Genomic DNA, 19,878 nt, shown 5'->3' on the forward strand with positions numbered 1-19,878 from the left:
GGCTATTCTGAAAGGTTCCAGCATAGTATTTAAATATCTTCTACATTTTTCATGTAAAAGTTTTACTGGCCATCGCATCAATAATTTAAAAGATATGATTTTATGAAAAAGAGTAATAAAAGTTTTTCACACACACCGTTGAGATGGATGTGCATATTTTGATGCAGGGGGCTTACTCTCTATAATAGGAGGATAAAGTAGGTAATTTACATATTTTCATGCGTGCCCTTATATAAGACTGTTATTGCGGCTAGTATAAGGATGATCCCCATACAAGCAGGTGCGGCATGCCCAAGTGAAACATAAATTTGACCTCCAATGATCGGCCCAATCATTCTTGCTAAAGCCTGAATAGATTGACTACCTCCTTGAATCCTTCCTTGTTCACTAGAATCAACAGTCTTCGAGAGCATCCCATTGAATGAAGGTCCAAAGATGGAATCACCAAAACCAAATATAAACATTCCAGCGATAAGAAACGGATAAAATGAGAACAAAGCTGATGCTGCAATAAGACTATAACCTATAATCTCCGAAACCATTCCGAGAATTGCTATCTGTTTATCAGTAAGTTTTGTCAAAAGTTTTGGCATTATAAAACTTTGTGAAATGATATCTTGGAATCCCATAATTGAAAACATAAGTCCGATTAACGCAGGCTTCCAACTAAAAGTATCCATTGTAAATTGTGAAAAAATTGCCTGTAAAGATCCATTTGGTATCCAAAGTAAGAATGCTGAGACAAGTAGCCATTTTAAATTTTTCATGGAAAGTATATTTGCAAGTTGTGTAAATGGATTCAATCTTACAAAGGTAATCTCTTTCAATCTATTATTTTTGTCAAGGCTCTCAGGCATATATAAGATTCCATAAACAACATTTAATAAAGTTATGATTGCTCCAAAATACATAGGTACAGAATAACCAAACTTGGCAAGATATCCACCTATAGTTGGTCCAATAACAGTGCCTACTCCTACAACCGCACTTATCCATCCGAAGTATTTCGTTCTTTGTTCTGGAGGAATAATATCTGCAAAATATGCGAAGATAGTGCTTATGCTCCCTCCTGTTATACCTTCTATTATGCGTCCAGCAAATAGTATCCATAGAGCTCCTCCTATGCCAAAAACTAAGTACCCGATTGCGGAACCGAAAAGGCATACTAAAAGTAATGGACGACGACCATATTTATCACTCAAAGCTCCAAGTGCGGGAGCCGCAAAAAATACGCAGACTGCATAAACAGAAGTTAATAGCGTAACGACGACCGCTTGTTCTGCCGAATTACTTGCATACGGCTGCACTAAAAATGGAACGACAGGTATTATAATGCTGAATCCTATTCCACAAAGAAACACAGAGATAAGACCGAATAGTAAGGCGTGTTTATCTATGACTCTTTCCGTATTATGTTCATTATGTGATCTGAATTTGGACATTTACATTCTCACCCCAACAGTTATTTTTGTTTCCTTATCAACAAAACAATAACTCCATTTTGTTTCCTTGTCAACAAAATTACAACAATAAAAAAGGCAATCCATCCTTGGACTGCCTTTCGTTTCATTTTTATTTTTCAAATAGATTACGACTTAATATGTACACCTTGTTTCTTTATTTCTGTATCTAAATGTCTACTATACTTTTCCACAAAGCTAAGTATACTATCAAATTCTTCCTCGGTTACTTGATCAAACACAACTTTATCCCGTTCTTCAAACTCTTTGTGCAGATCCTCATGTATTTTATAAATTACTTTCCCTTGTTCAGTAAGCCTAAAATAGATTTCTTTCTTATTATCCGACTTCTGATAACTTTCGATAAGGCCTTTTTTTATAAGTTTTTTTGTTATTCTACTTATGGCACCGCGAGTCATATAAAAGGACTCTGCAAGTTTTGTCACGTTAGAATCTACATTTTTTTCAATGTATTCGATACAATGTACTTCAGAAGAATTATACCCCTTAAGACTGTCTTCCATCTTATCCTTATTAAGCCAAACAATCTTATTATATAAGTCCCTGAAACCCACTATGATCTTTTCTTCTTTATTCATGCCCTGTCCTCCTCCCCGTTGGTGCATTAACCATATTATATTTATTTTTTGCTTCTATTCCAACTCTAATAAAAAAAGAGAGTCAAAAGCGTGTTGAGCACCAAGAAACTCAATGTCATTTGAACAAGACTTTGTCTACAATCTGAAACACTTATCTCTTTTCATTCTATCTCCATCAACCGTTTTGCCTCAAAATACAACACTTGAATAAACTTCTTCGTGTTAATACGTATATGACCAGAAGCCGCTACTTCATCTTTCGTCATTTCTGTCATCCGTTTTCTAACTATAGTAAAATCAAAAAATTTCGGAGCATAGCTTTCAAATTTCGGATTCGAAAAGTCTGTTAACCCGAGGGAAGCTAAGTGATTTAACGATTGATAAATCGCCCTTCTTACCCTTTGCTCAGATGCTTTCTTCTCTTTATCAATATCCGTATCTAAAGCTACATCCCCTAATTTTCTTATTGTAATATGATGGAAAATATCTTTTAACGCAGGAAATCCAAATTCAAATGTTTGTGCCTTTTCCTGCCCATATAAATATTCCAACATACTAAGCAAGTCTTTGCTTCCGTTCTCTCCCGCAATACCGAGTTCTGATAATAAATAGCGCCCTGAATCCGCTATTTTCTTCCCTTCTTGTATTGGCTCATTTCGAACTTGCGGCTGTTCCCACTTAAAAACGTTATTCAATGATTTTTGAATATCATGTATAGAACGCTCCAAACGAATACGCTCCATTACTTTTCGTACAACAGATACAACTTCAATTTTATTCAGTGGCTTTGTAATATAATATTCTACTCCAAGTGTATACGCCTCACCTATAAGTTGCTTCGATTCAACTTGAGAAATCATAATGATCTTCCCAGTAAAAGCGGACGCAATATGACGAACTGTTTCAATTCCGTCTCGCATTGGCATTAATAAATCAATAAACAAAATATCTACTTTTTTAAAATTCAGTTGGTCCGCTTCAATAAAAGCTCCGTCTTCCGACTCTCCAATTACTTCCCCAAGATCTCCATCTTCAATAATTTGCGAAAGCATAGAACGGAAAACTTCATCATCATCTACGATATAATAAAACAACATTATTCCCCTTCCCGCTTTAAACTGCACTCCGGTAAACAAACGATAAACTTACACCCGCCGCCAGTTTCTCGGTCTTCTAATCTCACTTCTCCACCTAGCTCTGTTACCATTTCGTTTATGTAAGAAAGTCCAATACCTGTTGACGGTGTTCCCGTTTGATCATACTTTGAAGTAAACCCTGGCTTAAATACTAATTTCTTATACTTCTGTGCAATACCAGGACCATCGTCAATTACTTCAAAGAATATATGTTTATCTCGTTTATATAGCTTTATACTAATGAGACCTCTATCCTCAATTGCTTCCACTGCATTTGCAACTAAATTATTAAAAATTGATAGAACTGTATACACGTGATATGCAGCGTGCTCACCTTCTATATGTTTAGAAAAACGTATATCTTTTCCTAGCATTTCAGCATACTTCTCATTTATTCTTACAATTATTTCCGCTAATTCATGTCCTTCTACATACTCAGCCACATTTTTATCTAATAACAGTTTAGATAACCCTGCAAAAATCCTTTGATTATCCTTTTTTATTTCATGCACTTCTCCTGCTATTTTTAAAGCTGTTTTGCTATTTAAGTCATCGTTCGCTTGTAAGTTTCGATATAGTTGATATGCTTCTTGTGTAATTAACTCAGCATTTTGTAACGTTTTTTTCAAATGGACAGATTCCACATATAAATTAGAGAGATACATTAACATATTTTCATTTTCTTTTCGAACTTGGGATTCTTTTAATTTCGTTTCATATAAATTCATCATATTTAAAAAACCGAGCGCAAAGAAACTACGGAAAATAGCTATAATGATTAGTTTATTCACTTCAGAAACTGTTATTGTTGTGCCTAGTACGAGCATATGATAAAACGCAAGTTCTGACATACTTGCAATAATTTCAATTGAAATTCCAAGGCACCCAATAACAATTGGCTTCTGATGAAACTTATTTACCCTACAAAACGAAAAGAGGCTTCCATAAATAAAATAATAAAAGAACACAGGATAGCGCAAATAAAATGATTCTGTCATATGGAATGAACCTTGCAATACCCAGTCAAGACTTACACGGAATAAAACTACAGATATACCGACGAGAACACCTGCAGCAGCTGCTGGTATTCTTCTTAAAAATAGTAATAAAAAGAAGAAAAGCGGTGTCCCGAAGCTAACACGAAACATATCATTAAAAGGATGAAAATTAAGCTCTCCAGCAATTGGGACAACTACCATTAATATAATTAAAAGATACATATCTTTCTTCCATAATTGATTCCAATTCAAAGCTGCCACTTCCTATATATTTTTTCAAAATGTATAAGTAAAGCCCGTTTATTATTATAAACGGGCTTCTTCTCTATATACTAACCTTTTCTACCGCTTTTATTTGACGATACTCAGGCTTCCACATTGCTTCTTTCACTGCAATCTTAATATCGTTATCACTTAAGTTCTCTCTAGCAATACCTTCTGCAACTGCAACTTTCGCTACTTCAATTGCAACTAGTTCAGAGATATTACGTAACTCTTCAACTTCTGGCAAAATAGGTGCTCCTGGTTGACTTGTATCTACCATACTTGCAACTGCTTCAGCTGCTGCTGCGAACATTCCATCCGTCATGACGCTTGCACGAACAACAATTGTACCAAGACCTAGTCCTGGGAAAATAAGTGCGTTATTTGACTGTCCAATCACATACGTTACACCGTTATATGTAACCGGTTCAAACGGACTTCCTGTTGCAACTAACGCTCTTCCTTCTGTCCACTCGATTAAATCTGCTGGTTTCGCTTCCGCAAGTGGTGTTGGATTCGACATTGGTAAAATAATTGGTCTTTCTACGTGAGAAGCCATTTCTTTAATAATCTCTTCTTTAAATGCGCCCGCAACTGTTGATGTTCCAATTAAAATTGTCGGTTTTACATGTTTCACAACTTCAGCAAGCCCAATCACATCATTTTGTTTCCAATCACTTACTTCTGCTTCTTTTCTTGCATATGGAATTTGGAAATCAAGAAGACCTTCCATATTATCTGTAACTAATCCGTTACGGTCAATACACCAGAAACGATTATGAGATTCTTCGTCTGATAAGCCGACGCGAACCATTGCATCTCTTACTTGATCTGCGATACCGATTCCAGCCGTACCAGCACCAAACACAACAACACCGTGCTCACTTAGCGGTACACCAGAAGCTTTTACTGCCGATAATACAGCAGCAAGTGAAACTGCCCCTGTACCTTGAATATCATCATTAAATGTACAAACGTCATGACGATATTTATCTAAAATTTTTCGTGCATTTCGAGAACTGAAGTCTTCCCAATGTAGAAGCGCCTTCGGGAATTGTTTATTTACCGCTTGAACAAACGTATCAATAAATTCATCGTACGCTTCACCTGTTATACGAGGATGACGATTTCCAATATAAAATGGATTGTTTAATAATTCCTCACGATTTGTACCTACATCTAAAATTACTGGTAATACACGGCTAGGATCGATTCCAACTGCGGCCGTATATACAGCTAATTTCCCAATTGCGATGTTAATTCCACCAACACCCCAATCACCAATTCCTAATATACCTTCTCCATCCGTTACAACGACTAAATCAATATTTTCAGCTGTTGCACCGATATCGGCAAATGCATCTTCAATACCTGATGGATCGTTAATTGATAAATAAATACCACGTGGTTTACGGTATTCATGACTATACCTTTGAATTGCTACACCTACAGTTGGTGTATATACAATCGGTAACATTTCACGTAAATGATCTGTTAATATACGATAAAATAATACTTCATTTCGATCATGTAACGCCGTTAAGTATACATTTTTTAATAAATCATCCGGCTGAGAACTAAATTGTTCATATGCTCGGCGTGCTTGTTCTTCTAATGTTAAAACCGCTGGCGGTAATAAACCTTTTAAACCTAACTCTTCTCTTTCCTCTTGTGTGAAAGCTACCCCTTTATTTAAAAGTGGTGTTGATAATACTTCTGCTCCTCTTAATGTTGTTTCTAATGCACCATTAGAAGCCACTGTAAACTTACTCATAACATCCCTACCTCTATTCATATATAGCATTTCTATATTGTAAACAAAAAAGAGGGGATTGTCCCCCTCTTCTTTTAATTTTTCTTTAAAAGAGTTGCTCCTGCAATCCCTGGATGTGTCATTTCAAATGGATCTAGAATTAACTCTAAATCTTCTTGTGACAATACACCATTTTTCACACAAAGTTCACGAACGGATTGACCTGTTGCAATTGCTTCTTTCGCAACACGAGCTGCTGCTTCATAACCGATATGAGGGTTCACGGCTGTAATAATTCCTACACTTTTCTCAACATACTCTTTTAAACGATCTTCATTCGCTTCAATTCCTTTTAAGCAATTATCTGTAAAGGCACGGAAACCGTTATTCATAATGCTAATAGATTGAAGTAAGTTGAAAACAAGTACTGGTTCCATAACATTTAATTCTAATTGTCCTGCTTCTGAAGCAAGGCAAATTGTATGATCGTTACCAATAACTTGGAACGCAATTTGGTTAATAACTTCTGGCATAACAGGGTTTACTTTCCCTGGCATAATAGAAGAACCTGGTTGACGAGCTGGTAACATAATTTCTGCTAAACCAACACGTGGACCTGATGCCATTAAGCGAAGGTCATTCGCAATTTTAGACATGTTCATCATACATACTTTTAGTGCTGCAGACACTTCTGTGTACGCATCAGTATTTTGCGTTGCGTCCACTAAATCTTCTGCACCAACAAGCGGTAATTCACTAATTGTAGCAAGATGTTTTACAACTGCTTCAATATACTCTGGATCTGCATTTAGGCCTGTACCAACTGCAGTTGCTCCCATATTTACTTCATATAAATGTTGACGTGATTGCTTAATACGTTTCATATCACGTTCAAGTACGCGAGAATACGCTTTAAACTCTTGTCCAAGACGAATTGGTACAGCATCTTGTAAATGCGTACGACCCATTTTAATAACATGGTCAAATTGTTCTGCTTTTAATTCAAATACATCATGCATATAACCCATCGTTTGTAATAAGCCTTCTAATGCATTTAATGTCGCGATATGAATCGCCGTTGGGAATGCATCGTTTGTTGATTGTGCCATATTCACATGGCTATTTGGACTAATATAATGATAGTCTCCCTTTTCCATTCCTAATAATTCAAGAGCACGATTGGCAATGACTTCATTTGCATTCATGTTCATTGAAGTACCCGCACCGCCCTGAATTGGGTCGACGATGAAATGATCGTGCCATTTTCCATCTAGAATTTCTTGAGCAGCTTCTGCGATCGCGCCGCCTTTATTCAATTCCAATCTACCTACATCTGTATTTGCAAGTGCTGCTGCTTTTTTTACAACTGCGAATGCTTGAATTAAACCTTCATGAATTTTGTAACCTGTAATTGGGAAGTTTTCTACTGCACGCATTGTTTGTACGCCGTAGTATGCATAATTTGGTACTTCTTTTTCACCTAAAAAATCTTTTTCAATTCGCACACCATTTTTAACTTCAGTTAATGTTGCCATGATTATTCACTCCTTAACGATTTCTTATGCTGCTTTTGTTTCTTTGACTGTTTCTACATATTGTTTTGCTTTCTCATTATCGAATTCGCCTTCCCACTTCGACATAACAATGGCCGCTAATGCATTTCCTAATACATTGACAGATGAGCGAATCATATCTAAAATGCGGTCAATTCCCGCAATTAATGCGATACCTTCTAGTGGTAACCCCATTGAACCTAACGTTGCTAATACAACAACGAACGATGCACCTGGAACTCCCGCCATACCTTTGGATGTTAACATGAGAACGAATAATAACGTTATTTGCTCCGTCAGTGACATGTGTACACCATACATTTGTGCAACAAACAATGCCGCTAACGCTTGATAAATAGCCGATCCAGTCAAGTTAAATGTATAACCTGTCGGAATTACGAAAGAGGCAACTGCCTTTGGACAACCGAACTCTTCCATTTTTCTCATTATATTAGGTAAAACAGCTTCTGAACTTGCTGTCGTAAATGAAAGAATAAGTTCTTCTTTTAAAATTTTTATTAATGTAAAAATGTTTACGCCAACCATTCGTGCATTAATACCTAATACAATCACAACGAATAGTATAACAGTTACGTATACAGCTAGCACTAGTTTTCCTAACGGAAGTAGTGTTGCTACACCAAATTTTGCAACCGTAACAGCAATTAATGCGAATACACCGAATGGTGCAAACTTCATAACTTGATTTGTAACCCAAAACATTGCTTCGAGTACACCTTCAAAAAAGTTAAAGACAGGCTTTCCTTTTTCTCCAATTGCCGCAACTCCTAAACCAAATAACACGGAGAAGAATATAATCGGTAATAAGTCACCTTGTGAGATAGATTCAAATACGTTTTTCGGTACAATATGAACAATCGTTTCAGCAAATCCTTTCTTCTCTGTTGCATCTGCAGTTTGTTTATAAGAAGAAATATCACTTTGCTGTAAATTGCTCATATCAACGCCAGTACCTGGTTGGAATATATTCGCTGCAAGTAATCCCATTAAAATAGCAATCGTCGTAATAATTTCGAAATAAAGAATTGTCTTACCGCCCAGTTTCCCAAGCTTTTTCATATCTCCCACGCCAGCTACCGCAACAATTAATGCTGAAATAACAATTGGTACTACAATCATCTTAATTAAGTGAATAAATATATCCCCAATTGGTGTGATATAAGAAATCGCCGTTTTATTGCCATAAAAGACTGCCCCTACTACAATCCCTAAAACAAGCGCGACAAAAATTTGTGTTGCCAATCCGAATTTTTTCATTTATGTTCATCCCCTTCATGCGAACGCTTTCAATTTGAATTTATAAAAGCTACTCACACATCATATAAGCGAACCTACAAAATCATACAAAAACCTACAAGTTTGTCACAAAAAATTCAAATATTTTTCTTCTATTTTTCATTGACACCATTTTGTTAAAAAACGATAAAATATACTTGATAAGTAATCAGATTGTTTCGTATAATCAAAAAGATATATACTTAAAACAAATCGAAATGAAAAGGAGTGGATAGTATGAAAAACTACACAAAGCAATTCGTCCTATCTTCTTCTTTTCTTTTTCATTTTCTTAAAAAGGAACAAAGGCATTCGCCTTTGTTCCTTTTTTATTGCGATCTATATAGGGGGAATTGTTATGAGGCCATATAAAAGAGTTTTAATAAAACTAAGCGGCGGCGCTCTTGCCGATCAAACTGGAAATAGCTTTAACTCCAAACGATTAGAACATATCGCAAACGAAATTTTATCCATTGTTGATTTAGGTATCGAAGTATCCATTGTTATTGGTGGCGGTAACATTTTCAGAGGTCATCTAGCTGAAGAATGGGGAATTGATCGTGTAGAAGCTGATAATATCGGTACGTTAGGTACGATTATTAATAGCTTAATGCTCCGCGGTGTTTTAACTAGTAAAACAAATAAAGAAGTACGCGTTATGACTTCCATCCCTTTTAACGCAGTAGCTGAGCCATATATTCGCTTGCGTGCAGTCCATCATTTAGATAACGGTTATGTCGTTATTTTTGGAGGTGGTAACGGGCAACCTTTCGTTACGACAGATTACCCAAGTGTACAGAGAGCAATCGAAATGAATAGTGACGCCATATTAGTCGCAAAACAAGGAGTAGACGGTGTCTTTACAAGTGACCCAAAACATAACAAATCGGCGAAAATGTATCGAAAGCTGAACTATAACGATGTTGTTAGGCAAAACATACAAGTCATGGACCAAGCCGCTTTATTGCTTGCTCGGGACTACAATTTACCAGCACACGTCTTTAACTTTGATGAGCCTGGGGTGATGAAGAAAATATGTTTAGGGGAACATGTGGGGACGTTGATTAATGATGATGTTTCGATGCTTGTGCATGAATAATAGTTATTCCCATCAAAAAAGGTGCCTATAAAAGACACCTTTTTTTCCTTATTTATCACAAATAAAAATCAACCACACCCGCAAATTTCTCCTTGCATCGCTCCCAAAATGATAACTTCTCAAAAAACTCTTTCGTCATTTCTTTCGAATCATGAAAGTCTTGCGTTAACGCCTCATTCACTTCTGAGACGATAGATCCACCATGAATATACAAATTCATCTCATCATTTATATAGAAGCTACGTGCAGTAAAATTTGTAGTACCGATAACAGTTAATTCATTATCAATTAGCATTAACTTTCCATGGAACATTCCTTTTTTATAGCCATATACCTTAATTCCATTATTAACAGCTTGCCGGATATAAGGATATGCTGCCTCTTTAATAAGAGGAATGTCTGGTTTATATGACCAAAGTATTTTCACTGTAACACCACGTTTTTGCGCCGCGATTAAAGCATTCATTAACTCTTTATTTTTCGCTATAAAATATGGCGTCGTAATGACAATCGAATGCTTGGCTTGGTTTATTAACTCTACATATTTTTCAGCGACGTGATGCCCATTGTAACTAACCATTGTATGTAACGTGTTCCCTTTACTAGCCTTATTCGTACTCCTCTTTATATCTTCATTCGTGTCTCGCTTCCAGTCTAAAGCGAACTGTTCTTCTAAATCCTTTGCCCCTTCTCCTCTTACCCTTACATGATAGTCACGCCAATATCCAAATCGCTTATCTTTCCCTAAGTACTCATCCCCGATATTAAAACCACCCGTATATCCAATCTCACCATCTATCGTCGTAATGCGGCGATGATTACGATGATGCAGAGAATAAAAACCAAATGGTAATTGCGGCTCCCTACTATATGTAAAATGCACACCACTTTCCTGTAATTCTTTTTTCATCTTTCTTTCAAATGATAAATCATTAATTAAATCAACCGATAAATATACGTTTACTCCTTCTTTCGCCTTCCCTTTTAATAAGTTTAAAAACGTATGGCTGCTTTTATCATCCGACAAAATAAAAAAATACGTGTAAATAGAACTTTTCGCTTCTCTTATATCAGTAAATAATTGTTTATAAAAAGACTTTCCTTCTACATATAATTGAAAGTCACTATAATGAGGTGCATACTCTGTCGGCATGTTTTTCCCAGCTTCCATTTTCCTACCGAGGGTAACATCGATATGCATCCAAATTAAAATAAAAACGAAAATAGCAATAATAATAGAAGTAACTCGTAATATTTTTTTAATCATTTTGATTTCCTTCCGATCATTTTCTTTCCACCCTTCTATTTTGTCATTCAAGTTTAGATTTCATGCTTCATACAAAAAAAGGATGCGACTTAACGTCACACCCATTTCACATTAAACAAAATTCCTCGCATCATTATTTCTTCCAAACTTATAAATCGCAATTAAGAAAAATGCTATTGCAAAGGCGAATAAGATTAAAATATTCAAATACAACTCAGAGAATGGAATACCTTGCTGTAGTTTTGCTATCGTATCTAGTAACCAGCGCTGCGGTAGGAAATCAGCTACTTTTTGTACCGCTTTTGGCATAATGTCATATGGAAAATAACATCCAGCAAGCAAACATGTTGGTACTATCACTAGATTTTGCATTGCATTTGAAGCAGCCGAACTTTTTGAAAAAGACACAATGACTAATGATAAACCAATTGCAATTAAAGCGAATATCATAAGCACACCAATCATTACTATGACAGGCATATTAATATTTGTATGAAAAACATTCGTCATAAATAATACTGCAATGACAATTTGCAATGTTAGTATCATCATATTTACCGCGACGTTGGACAATATAAATTTCTTTCCATCAATTGGTGTTGATAATAATCTAAAGTACGTTCTATTCTCTTTTTCTTTTAAAATAAATCCTGATAAGTTCACTGCTGAAAACAGCATAAACATAATAAGGTAACCCATCGTTTGGTTTGTCATATCTTTATTTTTCGAAGTATCTTCTAGCGTCTCAGTTTTCATTTTAAATGAACTTTTTTGATACCCTGCGTACATAGTATCAAATGTACTTTGATCTGTTCCTGCTACTTTACTAATAGCTGCTACATTATCAATATAGTTATATAAATATGATTTTATAAATGCTGTTACTTGATCACCTTTAATCGATGCAATCTCGATATGATTAGGTTTCCCTTCTCGAACACTTTTTGAAAAACCAGAATGTAATGTAATAACTCCATCAAGTTTTTTGGAAGTGAGTTTATCTTCTACTTCCGACTCCTTAACCTTACTCACTTTCACATGATTTAACCCTTCTAAAAACTTTATCGTATCATTTGCTATCGGCTCATTTTCTTTATTTACAATCCCGATATTTAACGTACCTTGCCCCGCATTTCCGTATATCGAAAAAGAGATGAGCGTTCCGATTATCGGCAAACTAATAATAATGAATAATCCTTTTTTATTTTTCAAAAGGACAGATAGTGTTTTTTGTATGAGCCATAAAATATCTTTCATACTATAGCCCCTCCCGTCTACGTAATGCAATAATTGCAATTAATAAAAAGAGTGCTGAAATCCCAAGATTTAAACATATTACCGGCAGTGCCGCTCCTACATCGTTTGCATAAATAATTTTCATGACAGCTGTGTTTGCCCACGTTAATGGTGATAAGTTCGTAACGAAATTTTCTTCTACTACGAAGTATGCACCACCAAAAATAGAAGCTAACTGTATAACAACAAGAATAATTGCTCTCGATGATTCAGCTGTTTTCGTAATATACCCGATCCCTAAACCGAAGCTAATTGCTAGAAAGACTTGTGTTAACAAAATAATAAATATAATTCCAAGATGGTCGCCCCAATTCGCTTGAAATACAAATTTGCTAAATAACATGACAAGTAATACGCAAAGGGCGTTTGCTACTAGGCTACCAAGTACTTTTCCAATGAATATTTCAGCCTTACTTATAGGCGCAGCAATGAGACGATCTCCTGTTTTACGTATTCGTTCTCCTCGAATTAAAGAACTCGCTCCCATCCCAGCATATAGTGCGATCATCGTCGTCATTACAACCGCATAGTAATCCATAGAACCTGGCTTTTTCGCAGCTTGTAAAGATGTTTCTTTTATATAATCATTATGATTCCCATTTGAAATAACTGCGCTCACCTTACTAGGATCTACTTTTGCCACTTCGGTTGCTACATTGTACTTATCAACAAATGTTGTAAGCATACCTTCCACAATACTTCCCTCAATACTACTTTTGTCACTTCCGTAAAACTTTGCACCATCTTTATTTAATTCTACATAAGCAGCATATTTATTTTGCTTCACTGCCTCTTTCCCATCTATACCTTCAGAAGCTTTTTTAAAATGAATACCCGATTTATCGACTTCTTTCGTAAATGCTTCAAACGATTGAGAAAATGTGCTACTCGCTTCATCTTTATATAGCACTTGTATATCCTTAATCGATTGACTATCACTATTAAATGCATTCGTTAACGCTGTCCCTAGCACAAGCATAAGCACAATAGGAAATGCTAACATAAAAACTAAAGTTCTTACGTCCCTGAAATCTCTTTTAATATGCATAACTGCAATATTGAAGATGTTCAATTGATGAACCTCCCTTTACCTTTTCTTCATTTACCTTTTATTTATCTCGTAAGTTTCTTCCAGTCAACGTAAGGAATACTGTTTCTAAGTTTGGAGCCTGTTCCTCTAACGAACGGATTTCAATGTCATGATTAATGAAATGCTGAATAATTTTATTTAAATTGTTTAATCCTGCATCCGAGTTTACTTTAATTACGTTCTCTTCAATTTGAACAGCTTTCACACCGTTTATCTCTTTTAACTGCTCTACATCTAATTTTTCTACCGACTTTACTTCAATCCAAATATCTTTCGTGTCGGTAATAATTGCTTTTAACTGTTCTTTCGTTCCTTCTGCAATCACTTTACCGTGATCTACAATTGCTATTTTCGTACAAATCTCTTCTACTTCTTCCATGTAGTGGCTCGTGTAAATAATGGTACTTCCCATTTCATTTAATTTTCGAACAGACTGGAGAATATAGTTTCTTGACTGTGGATCAATTCCAACTGTCGGCTCATCCATAATAATTAACTTCGGTCTATGAGCGATCGCACAAGCGATATTCAGTCTTCGTTTCATCCCGCCAGAAAAGTTTTTCGGGTAATTTTTATGTTTATCACTAAGCCCCACAAATTGAAGTGCTTCCTCTACTCTCGCTTTTAATTCAGCTCCTCTTAACCCGTAAAGTCCAGCAAAGAATTTCACATTTTCATAGGCAGTTAACTCTTCATAAATTGCAATATCTTGCGGAACGATACCAATATTCATCTTCGCAAACCGATTATGCTTCTTTATATTTTTTCCTAATATGCTAATTTCACCTTCATTACTTCTTAACAACCCAGCAATCATATTTATCGTTGTACTTTTACCAGCACCATTTGATCCTAAAAATCCAAATATCTCTCCTTCTTTAATAGATAAAGACATATTATCAACTGCGATGAAATCACCAAATTTTTTCGTTAAATTTTTAATTTCTAATGTATTCATCATTTCACCCCTATTTCGGTTTCTCTGCTATTTATTATAAACAAAAAAAATGAACCTGCTCAGTGCAGAAGTTCATTCTTTTCACATGAGATTATTCACTTTTTTCATATGAGATGATTCATCTTCGTCCCATTCTTTTATATCGGCAGCAACATTGTTACTGAAAAACCACTTGTCCCATCTACAATAATTTTTCCGTTTACTGATGCCGTTCGCTCCTCCATCCCCATAATTCCGAGACCTTTCTTAACGAGAGCTGCACCTTTTCCGTTATCCTTCACTTGTACTTTCACCATCTTGTTAAGTACATAAATATCTATGGAAATGACTGTCGCATCAGCATATTTCATTGCGTTTGTAAGTGTCTCTGTAACATTTTCACCGATAATTTTCCACTGAATAGGAGAAATCATATCTAAGTTACCTTTATATACGAAAGGAATATTTACATCATGCTTACCGGCAAATTCCTCTATGAATAATTTCATACGATGGATACCAATTTGCTCAGTTGGTGGCTTCATATTTTTTAATGTAATGCGAATACTTTCAATTCCATCTTTTGAAATGTGAATTGCATTTTGTAATAACTCGGCAGATTTTTCTTTATCTATTTCCATTAACCTCTTTGCTGCTTCCATTTGAATTAGTGCACCCGTCATCGAGTGGCCAATTTTATCATGAATTTCTTGTGAGAGCCGGTTTCTCTCTTCTAACTTAAATGTGTATTCTGATTGCTTTATGTACTCTTTATTTTCATGTAAGCTTTTCGTCAGCCGCTGCATATCTTTTCGCATCTTATCATTTTGTGATTCAAGCTTTACTACACGCGATATATATCGATCTGCCATAGTTAAAACGAGAAAAGAAAATGCAACAATTAATCCATACGTCATTCGAATATTTTCATCTGTAATAATAATAGGTATCATCATAATGATAAAAAGTTGCCATTTCTTCTCTATATAATGAAATGTCACTTCGTATACATTCAAAGGTAAAAACAAAATAAAAAACGGATGAATCTTCCATGTAAATAACATAACTACGCCAATTGACACAGAAGTTAATATGTTTTTGTACGTATCTTTTTTAAATATAGAAATCAGTACGTTTACAGAAAGATATAAAAGCAAAGTAAATATAATCCATGGTAAGTTCGCGACATTTAAATAAATGTAACTAAACACAATATATATAAAAACAATTAATTTACTTACAATTAACCAAAATTCCATATCATTAATCTACTTTCCCTGTTAAGTAATAAATCGCAATTTGTGTGCGATGTTCTAGTCCAGTTTTCCCTAAAACCGATGTAATATAATTTGCGATTGTTCCCTCTGATATGAAAAGCTGCTTTGAAATTTCTTTATTCGAGAAACCTTTCGCAATTAATGCGATAATACTAAGCTCTCTTTCTGTAAAAAGACTTGTATCTATTTTACATTCGTCCTCTTTGCTTTCCATTAAATTGCACTTAATTTTATCAAGCACTACATCTTGCATAACAGTTTGACCGTTATATACTCCTTTTATTGCATCACGAATACGCTCTGGATCATTATTTTTTAATAAATAACCTTTCGCTCCATTTTTTACTGCGTCCAAAATATATTCATCATCATCGAACGTTGTTAAAATTAGCGGTTTCGTTTTCGTCTCTTCACAAATGAATTTCGTCGCCTCTACCCCATTCATGTTTGGCATACGAACATCTAAAAGAGCGATATCAACGTCGTTCTTTTTGCAATAGTCCACTGCTTCTTTCCCATCATTTACTGTATCTACCACTTCGAATTCTTCATATGTATTTAAAATAATTTTCATGCCTTCTCTAATAAAAGAATTATCATCTGCTATTAATATTTTTATTTTCATGTTTGTTAGTATGGATCTTCCTCTACTAACATTCACATCCTTTCTTCCCGTAACATTTCCCACTTGCTCATTATATACTCCTTTTTACCATTTTTTCACACCTTTTTTCATATAGCCTCCTTTCTAAAAATATATTATTCTTTTTTTACAACATGTGTAGGGTGACCAGTCATTTCTTACGTCTATATAATAGAATGCGTCAAAAAGGAGGGAGAGACCCATTGAGGAAAAACAATTAATTGAAAAAGCACAGCAAGGAAGCGAACATGCTTTTCGTATCCTTGTACAAACGTATCGTCATTATATTTTTCAAGTTATCTTTTCTATTTTAAGACATGAAGAAGATGCGAAAGATGTTACACAAGAAGTATTCGTAAAAATTCACGCCTCTCTCCCAAATTATCAATTTCGCGGATTAAAAACGTGGATGGCGCGTATTGCCACCAATCACGCTATTGATTATAAAAGGAAGAAAGCTAGAGAACACGAAGAACTCTCCTTATGTAAAGAAACTGAGGAAAATATAAAATCCTCTCATAACATTGAAGCTTTACTATTGACGAAAGAGCAAAAATTACTCATTGCTCAAAAACTAAGAGAACTTCCTGAAAATTACCGTGATGTCGTTCTCTCGCATTATTTAGAAGAAAAAAGTTATCAAGAAATTGCTTTGCAGGAAAACATCGAAGTGAAAACAGTCGAAATGAAACTGTATCGGGCAAGAAAATGGATTAAAAAACATTGGAAGGAGGAAGAGTTTCTATGATGCATTATTCAAAAGAAGATTGGCGCAATTATACATTAGATTTTATAGAAAGCAATGAACGTGAATCTATGGAAGAACATCTTTATGAATGTGATCATTGTTTAGCACTTTATATGGAAAGTATTGATGAACAACATGAAAACCTTCCAATGATAAATGATGATTCATTTACGAACGAAGTTATGACGCAAATTAATTTTGAAACACTACAGTCTAATGAATATATAAAAACAAACTCACTAAAACGCACGATTATTCACTACATAATTGCGACTGCGGCTACAATTATTTTTATGGTAAGTGGTTTATTCCAATATATTTTTACAGCGACATCAAATTTCGAGAAATCTTCAAAACATAACGAGTCTTCTATCTCACAACAAATTGTAAACAAATCGGTAGACACATCAAAAAAGGACGGAGGTTCAAAGCATGAATAAAAATCCCTTTTTAGCACTTGTATTAGGGCTAATTCCTGGGCTTGGACATTTATATTTAAAGAAGTTTGGACGGTTTATTTTATATGGCGGAGGGGCTGTATTTCTATTTATCTTTGCAGCATTTTGTACAATAGCATTAGGAGCACGTGATATTGCTTTTCTTTCTCTATTTTTACTTGTCGTGTTATGGGCCATCAATTTATTAGATTTAGTTATTACGATTATTAATCAATCGAAAAAACAAGCTACCGGAGAATTTACAGAGTCCTCTAAAGAGAGCGAGCGATTTTATATCATTCTCCTATCCATCATCCCTGGACTTGGTCATTTCCAATTAGGACTTATGCAACGTGGACTTACATTTTTAGTAGCTTGTACAGGAATTGGAAGTATGATCATTTTCGTTGCCCTTTTAACATCTCAAGAAAGTTTCCTTATCTTTCTCGTAACGTTACCTGTTTTATGGATTTATAATTTCTTCGATGTTGTTCAGCAACTCCAGAAAAAAGAACGCGGAGAGCAACTAGATGACCGTACTATTTTCGAAGAGTTTGAAGAGCATCGAGAACAAGGAAAGAAAAATAAAACATTCGCTTCCATTTTAGCAATGTTTCCTGGAGCAGGACATATGTATTTAGGCCTACAGCGCCGTGGTCTTCAGCTTATGGCAGCCTTTTTACTTTCCATATATTTACTCGACTTATTAAGACTTTCAGCGTTTTTATTTTTAGTACCCATCATTTGGTTCTATAGCTTTTTTGACGCTTTACAGCAAACTGCAAAATACGGAAAAGAACGTGTAAATGACGAGCCTATCATTGATTATTTTATCAATCATCAAAGATGGATCGGTATTGGGTTAATTACACTAGGTGGTTATTATTTATTAGATCAAACAGTCCTTCCTATTTTGAATGATTACTTCGCAACTATATTTAACATTCATCTTAGCGAACTATATTATCGCTATTTCCAAACATCTATCGTTGCACTCCTCTTAATTGGTGGCGGCTTTAAATTGTTACTTGGAAATAAAGAAAACAAAGGTGGTACGAAAGAATGAGAACATGGCGCGTTGGAACATTTTCAATGGGGCTTTCTATTATTGCATTAGGTTGCTTCTTACTATTTTCAGTTATAAAAGGTACTGAGGTATTAGATTCCTTAACAGCATGGTGGCCAGTTTTACTTATCATACTTGGAGCTGAAGTTTTACTATACCTTCTATTCTCTAAAAAAGAGCAATCTTTTATTAAATATGATATTTTTAGTATTTTCTTTATCGGCGTTTTAGGAAGTGTCGGAATTGCTTTTTACTGTTTATTATCAACTGGATTACTAGAAGAAGTTCGTCATTCTATTAACACAACGAGGCAAACGAGTAATATTCCAGACGGACAATTTGATATACCTGAATCTATCAAAAAAATCGTAGTAGATGCAGGACATCAGCCTCTAACGATAGAGGGAAATAATACAAATCAAATTCATCTTTTGGGAACTTATGAAATGACGACGAAAGCAAATGAAAAACTCAATTTAAAACGAGATGATTTCCTTTCCGTTCAAACGGCTGGAGAAACGATGCATATCACATTAAAATCATTACCTGTTCAGCATACGTTCTTTAATTCAGCACCACAGGTGAAACCAACGCTTGTTCTTCCGCAAAATAAAAATGTGGAAATCCGTGCTTCAAATAACGAACTATCTCTTTATCCAGGTCAATTACAAAATAATTGGTTTGTACAAGAAAGCTCAAGAGTGTCTGTCCATCTTGCAAAAGAGAGTGATGTATCTTTAACAGCAGTAACAAATCAAAAAGAAACACATGGAAACACACCTTGGGAACAAGTTGAAGATTTAACGAAAAAAGAAAATAATACTTCAGAAGAAAATCCAGAATTAATCGACCGAGAACATTGGTATAAAAATTCGATTAAAACTGGAAATGGAACGTACAAATTAAATATTGAGAAAGCTTATAATTTGAATATGAACGTTATCGAAAAATAAGAAAAA

At 35.0% G+C, this 19,878-nt stretch carries 18 protein-coding genes; 5 read left to right on the plus strand and 13 right to left on the minus strand.

Annotated features, from left to right (window positions below; genetic code table 11):
- Positions 1 to 206: 206 nt before the first annotated feature.
- From JDS95_RS06120 to JDS95_RS06150, 7 genes are all read right to left on the minus strand, one after another.
- Positions 207 to 1,442 carry an MFS transporter gene (locus tag JDS95_RS06120; protein WP_085449949.1) on the minus strand — a complete coding sequence of 412 codons (1,236 nt, stop codon included), beginning with the start codon at positions 1,440 to 1,442 and terminating at the stop codon, positions 207 to 209.
- Between the two features lie 146 nt (positions 1,443 to 1,588).
- A complete protein-coding gene (locus JDS95_RS06125) occupies positions 1,589 to 2,059 on the minus strand; it encodes a MarR family transcriptional regulator (protein WP_001030884.1) in 471 nt (156 codons plus the stop codon).
- A gap of 161 nt (positions 2,060 to 2,220) precedes the next feature.
- A complete protein-coding gene (locus JDS95_RS06130; RefSeq protein ID WP_033657313.1) occupies positions 2,221 to 3,153 on the minus strand; it encodes a response regulator in 933 nt (310 codons plus the stop codon).
- A gap of 2 nt (positions 3,154 to 3,155) precedes the next feature.
- Entirely contained in the window at positions 3,156 to 4,454 is a 1,299-nt protein-coding gene (locus tag JDS95_RS06135; RefSeq protein WP_002043043.1) for a sensor histidine kinase, read from the minus strand.
- Positions 4,455 to 4,518: 64 nt separating this feature from the next.
- The gene (gene malS, locus JDS95_RS06140; RefSeq protein WP_199690324.1) at positions 4,519 to 6,231 is read right to left on the minus strand and encodes an oxaloacetate-decarboxylating malate dehydrogenase; all 1,713 of its coding nucleotides are present in this window, start codon (positions 6,229 to 6,231) and stop codon (positions 4,519 to 4,521) included.
- 74 nt (positions 6,232 to 6,305) lie between these two features.
- A complete protein-coding gene (aspA, locus tag JDS95_RS06145; RefSeq protein WP_000224192.1) occupies positions 6,306 to 7,745 on the minus strand; it encodes an aspartate ammonia-lyase in 1,440 nt (479 codons plus the stop codon).
- Positions 7,746 to 7,769: 24 nt separating this feature from the next.
- Complete coding sequence (locus JDS95_RS06150) at positions 7,770 to 9,041, minus strand: cation:dicarboxylate symporter family transporter (protein WP_000713298.1); 1,272 nt, start codon at positions 9,039 to 9,041, stop codon at positions 7,770 to 7,772.
- A 376-nt stretch (positions 9,042 to 9,417) separates the two neighbouring features.
- On the opposite strand from JDS95_RS06150, the gene pyrH reads away from it, so the two are divergent.
- Positions 9,418 to 10,158, plus strand: a complete 741-nt coding sequence (gene pyrH / locus JDS95_RS06155; RefSeq protein ID WP_001248057.1) for a UMP kinase — start codon at positions 9,418 to 9,420, stop codon at positions 10,156 to 10,158.
- Positions 10,159 to 10,213: 55 nt separating this feature from the next.
- Here the strand turns inward: pyrH and cls are convergent, their stop codons facing one another.
- The 6 genes from cls to JDS95_RS06185 all read right to left on the minus strand — a co-directional run bounded on the left by cls (position 10,214) and on the right by JDS95_RS06185 (position 16,650).
- Positions 10,214 to 11,425, minus strand: coding sequence for a cardiolipin synthase (cls, locus tag JDS95_RS06160; RefSeq protein ID WP_199690325.1), 1,212 nt, complete (start codon positions 11,423 to 11,425; stop codon positions 10,214 to 10,216).
- A gap of 111 nt (positions 11,426 to 11,536) precedes the next feature.
- A complete protein-coding gene (locus JDS95_RS06165; protein WP_199690326.1) occupies positions 11,537 to 12,682 on the minus strand; it encodes an ABC transporter permease in 1,146 nt (381 codons plus the stop codon).
- Between the two features lies 1 nt (position 12,683).
- Positions 12,684 to 13,793: an ABC transporter permease gene (locus tag JDS95_RS06170; RefSeq protein ID WP_001020185.1), complete on the minus strand. Its 1,110-nt coding sequence runs from the start codon at positions 13,791 to 13,793 to the stop codon at positions 12,684 to 12,686.
- A gap of 37 nt (positions 13,794 to 13,830) precedes the next feature.
- Positions 13,831 to 14,769, minus strand: coding sequence for an ABC transporter ATP-binding protein (locus JDS95_RS06175; protein WP_001093807.1), 939 nt, complete (start codon positions 14,767 to 14,769; stop codon positions 13,831 to 13,833).
- 137 nt (positions 14,770 to 14,906) lie between these two features.
- Positions 14,907 to 16,007 carry a sensor histidine kinase gene (locus tag JDS95_RS06180; RefSeq protein WP_199690327.1) on the minus strand — a complete coding sequence of 367 codons (1,101 nt, stop codon included), beginning with the start codon at positions 16,005 to 16,007 and terminating at the stop codon, positions 14,907 to 14,909.
- 4 nt (positions 16,008 to 16,011) lie between these two features.
- Positions 16,012 to 16,650 carry a response regulator transcription factor gene (locus tag JDS95_RS06185; RefSeq protein ID WP_002043001.1) on the minus strand — a complete coding sequence of 213 codons (639 nt, stop codon included), beginning with the start codon at positions 16,648 to 16,650 and terminating at the stop codon, positions 16,012 to 16,014.
- A 277-nt stretch (positions 16,651 to 16,927) separates the two neighbouring features.
- Between JDS95_RS06185 and JDS95_RS06190 the strand changes: the two genes are divergently transcribed.
- Genes JDS95_RS06190 through exsE form a run of 4 tightly spaced genes read left to right on the plus strand, consistent with a single transcriptional unit; the run spans position 16,928 to position 19,872 of the window.
- Positions 16,928 to 17,416 (plus strand): RNA polymerase sigma factor, encoded by a 489-nt coding sequence (locus JDS95_RS06190; RefSeq protein WP_073990713.1) that lies wholly within the window; start codon positions 16,928 to 16,930, stop codon positions 17,414 to 17,416.
- Positions 17,413 to 17,856: a hypothetical protein gene (locus JDS95_RS06195; protein WP_000972353.1), complete on the plus strand. Its 444-nt coding sequence runs from the start codon at positions 17,413 to 17,415 to the stop codon at positions 17,854 to 17,856. The genes JDS95_RS06190 and JDS95_RS06195 overlap by 4 nt, the downstream gene beginning before the upstream one ends.
- Positions 17,849 to 18,919, plus strand: a complete 1,071-nt coding sequence (locus JDS95_RS06200; protein WP_001039084.1) for a hypothetical protein — start codon at positions 17,849 to 17,851, stop codon at positions 18,917 to 18,919. Before JDS95_RS06195 ends, JDS95_RS06200 begins: the two co-directional genes overlap by 8 nt.
- Entirely contained in the window at positions 18,916 to 19,872 is a 957-nt protein-coding gene (gene exsE / locus JDS95_RS06205; RefSeq protein ID WP_001261390.1) for an exosporium protein ExsE, read from the plus strand. The genes JDS95_RS06200 and exsE overlap by 4 nt, the downstream gene beginning before the upstream one ends.
- Positions 19,873 to 19,878 lie beyond the last annotated feature (6 nt).

The sequence above is a fragment of the Bacillus cereus group sp. N24 genome (genome assembly GCF_016483345.1).
Lineage (GTDB): Bacteria > Bacillota > Bacilli > Bacillales > Bacillaceae_G > Bacillus_A > Bacillus_A toyonensis.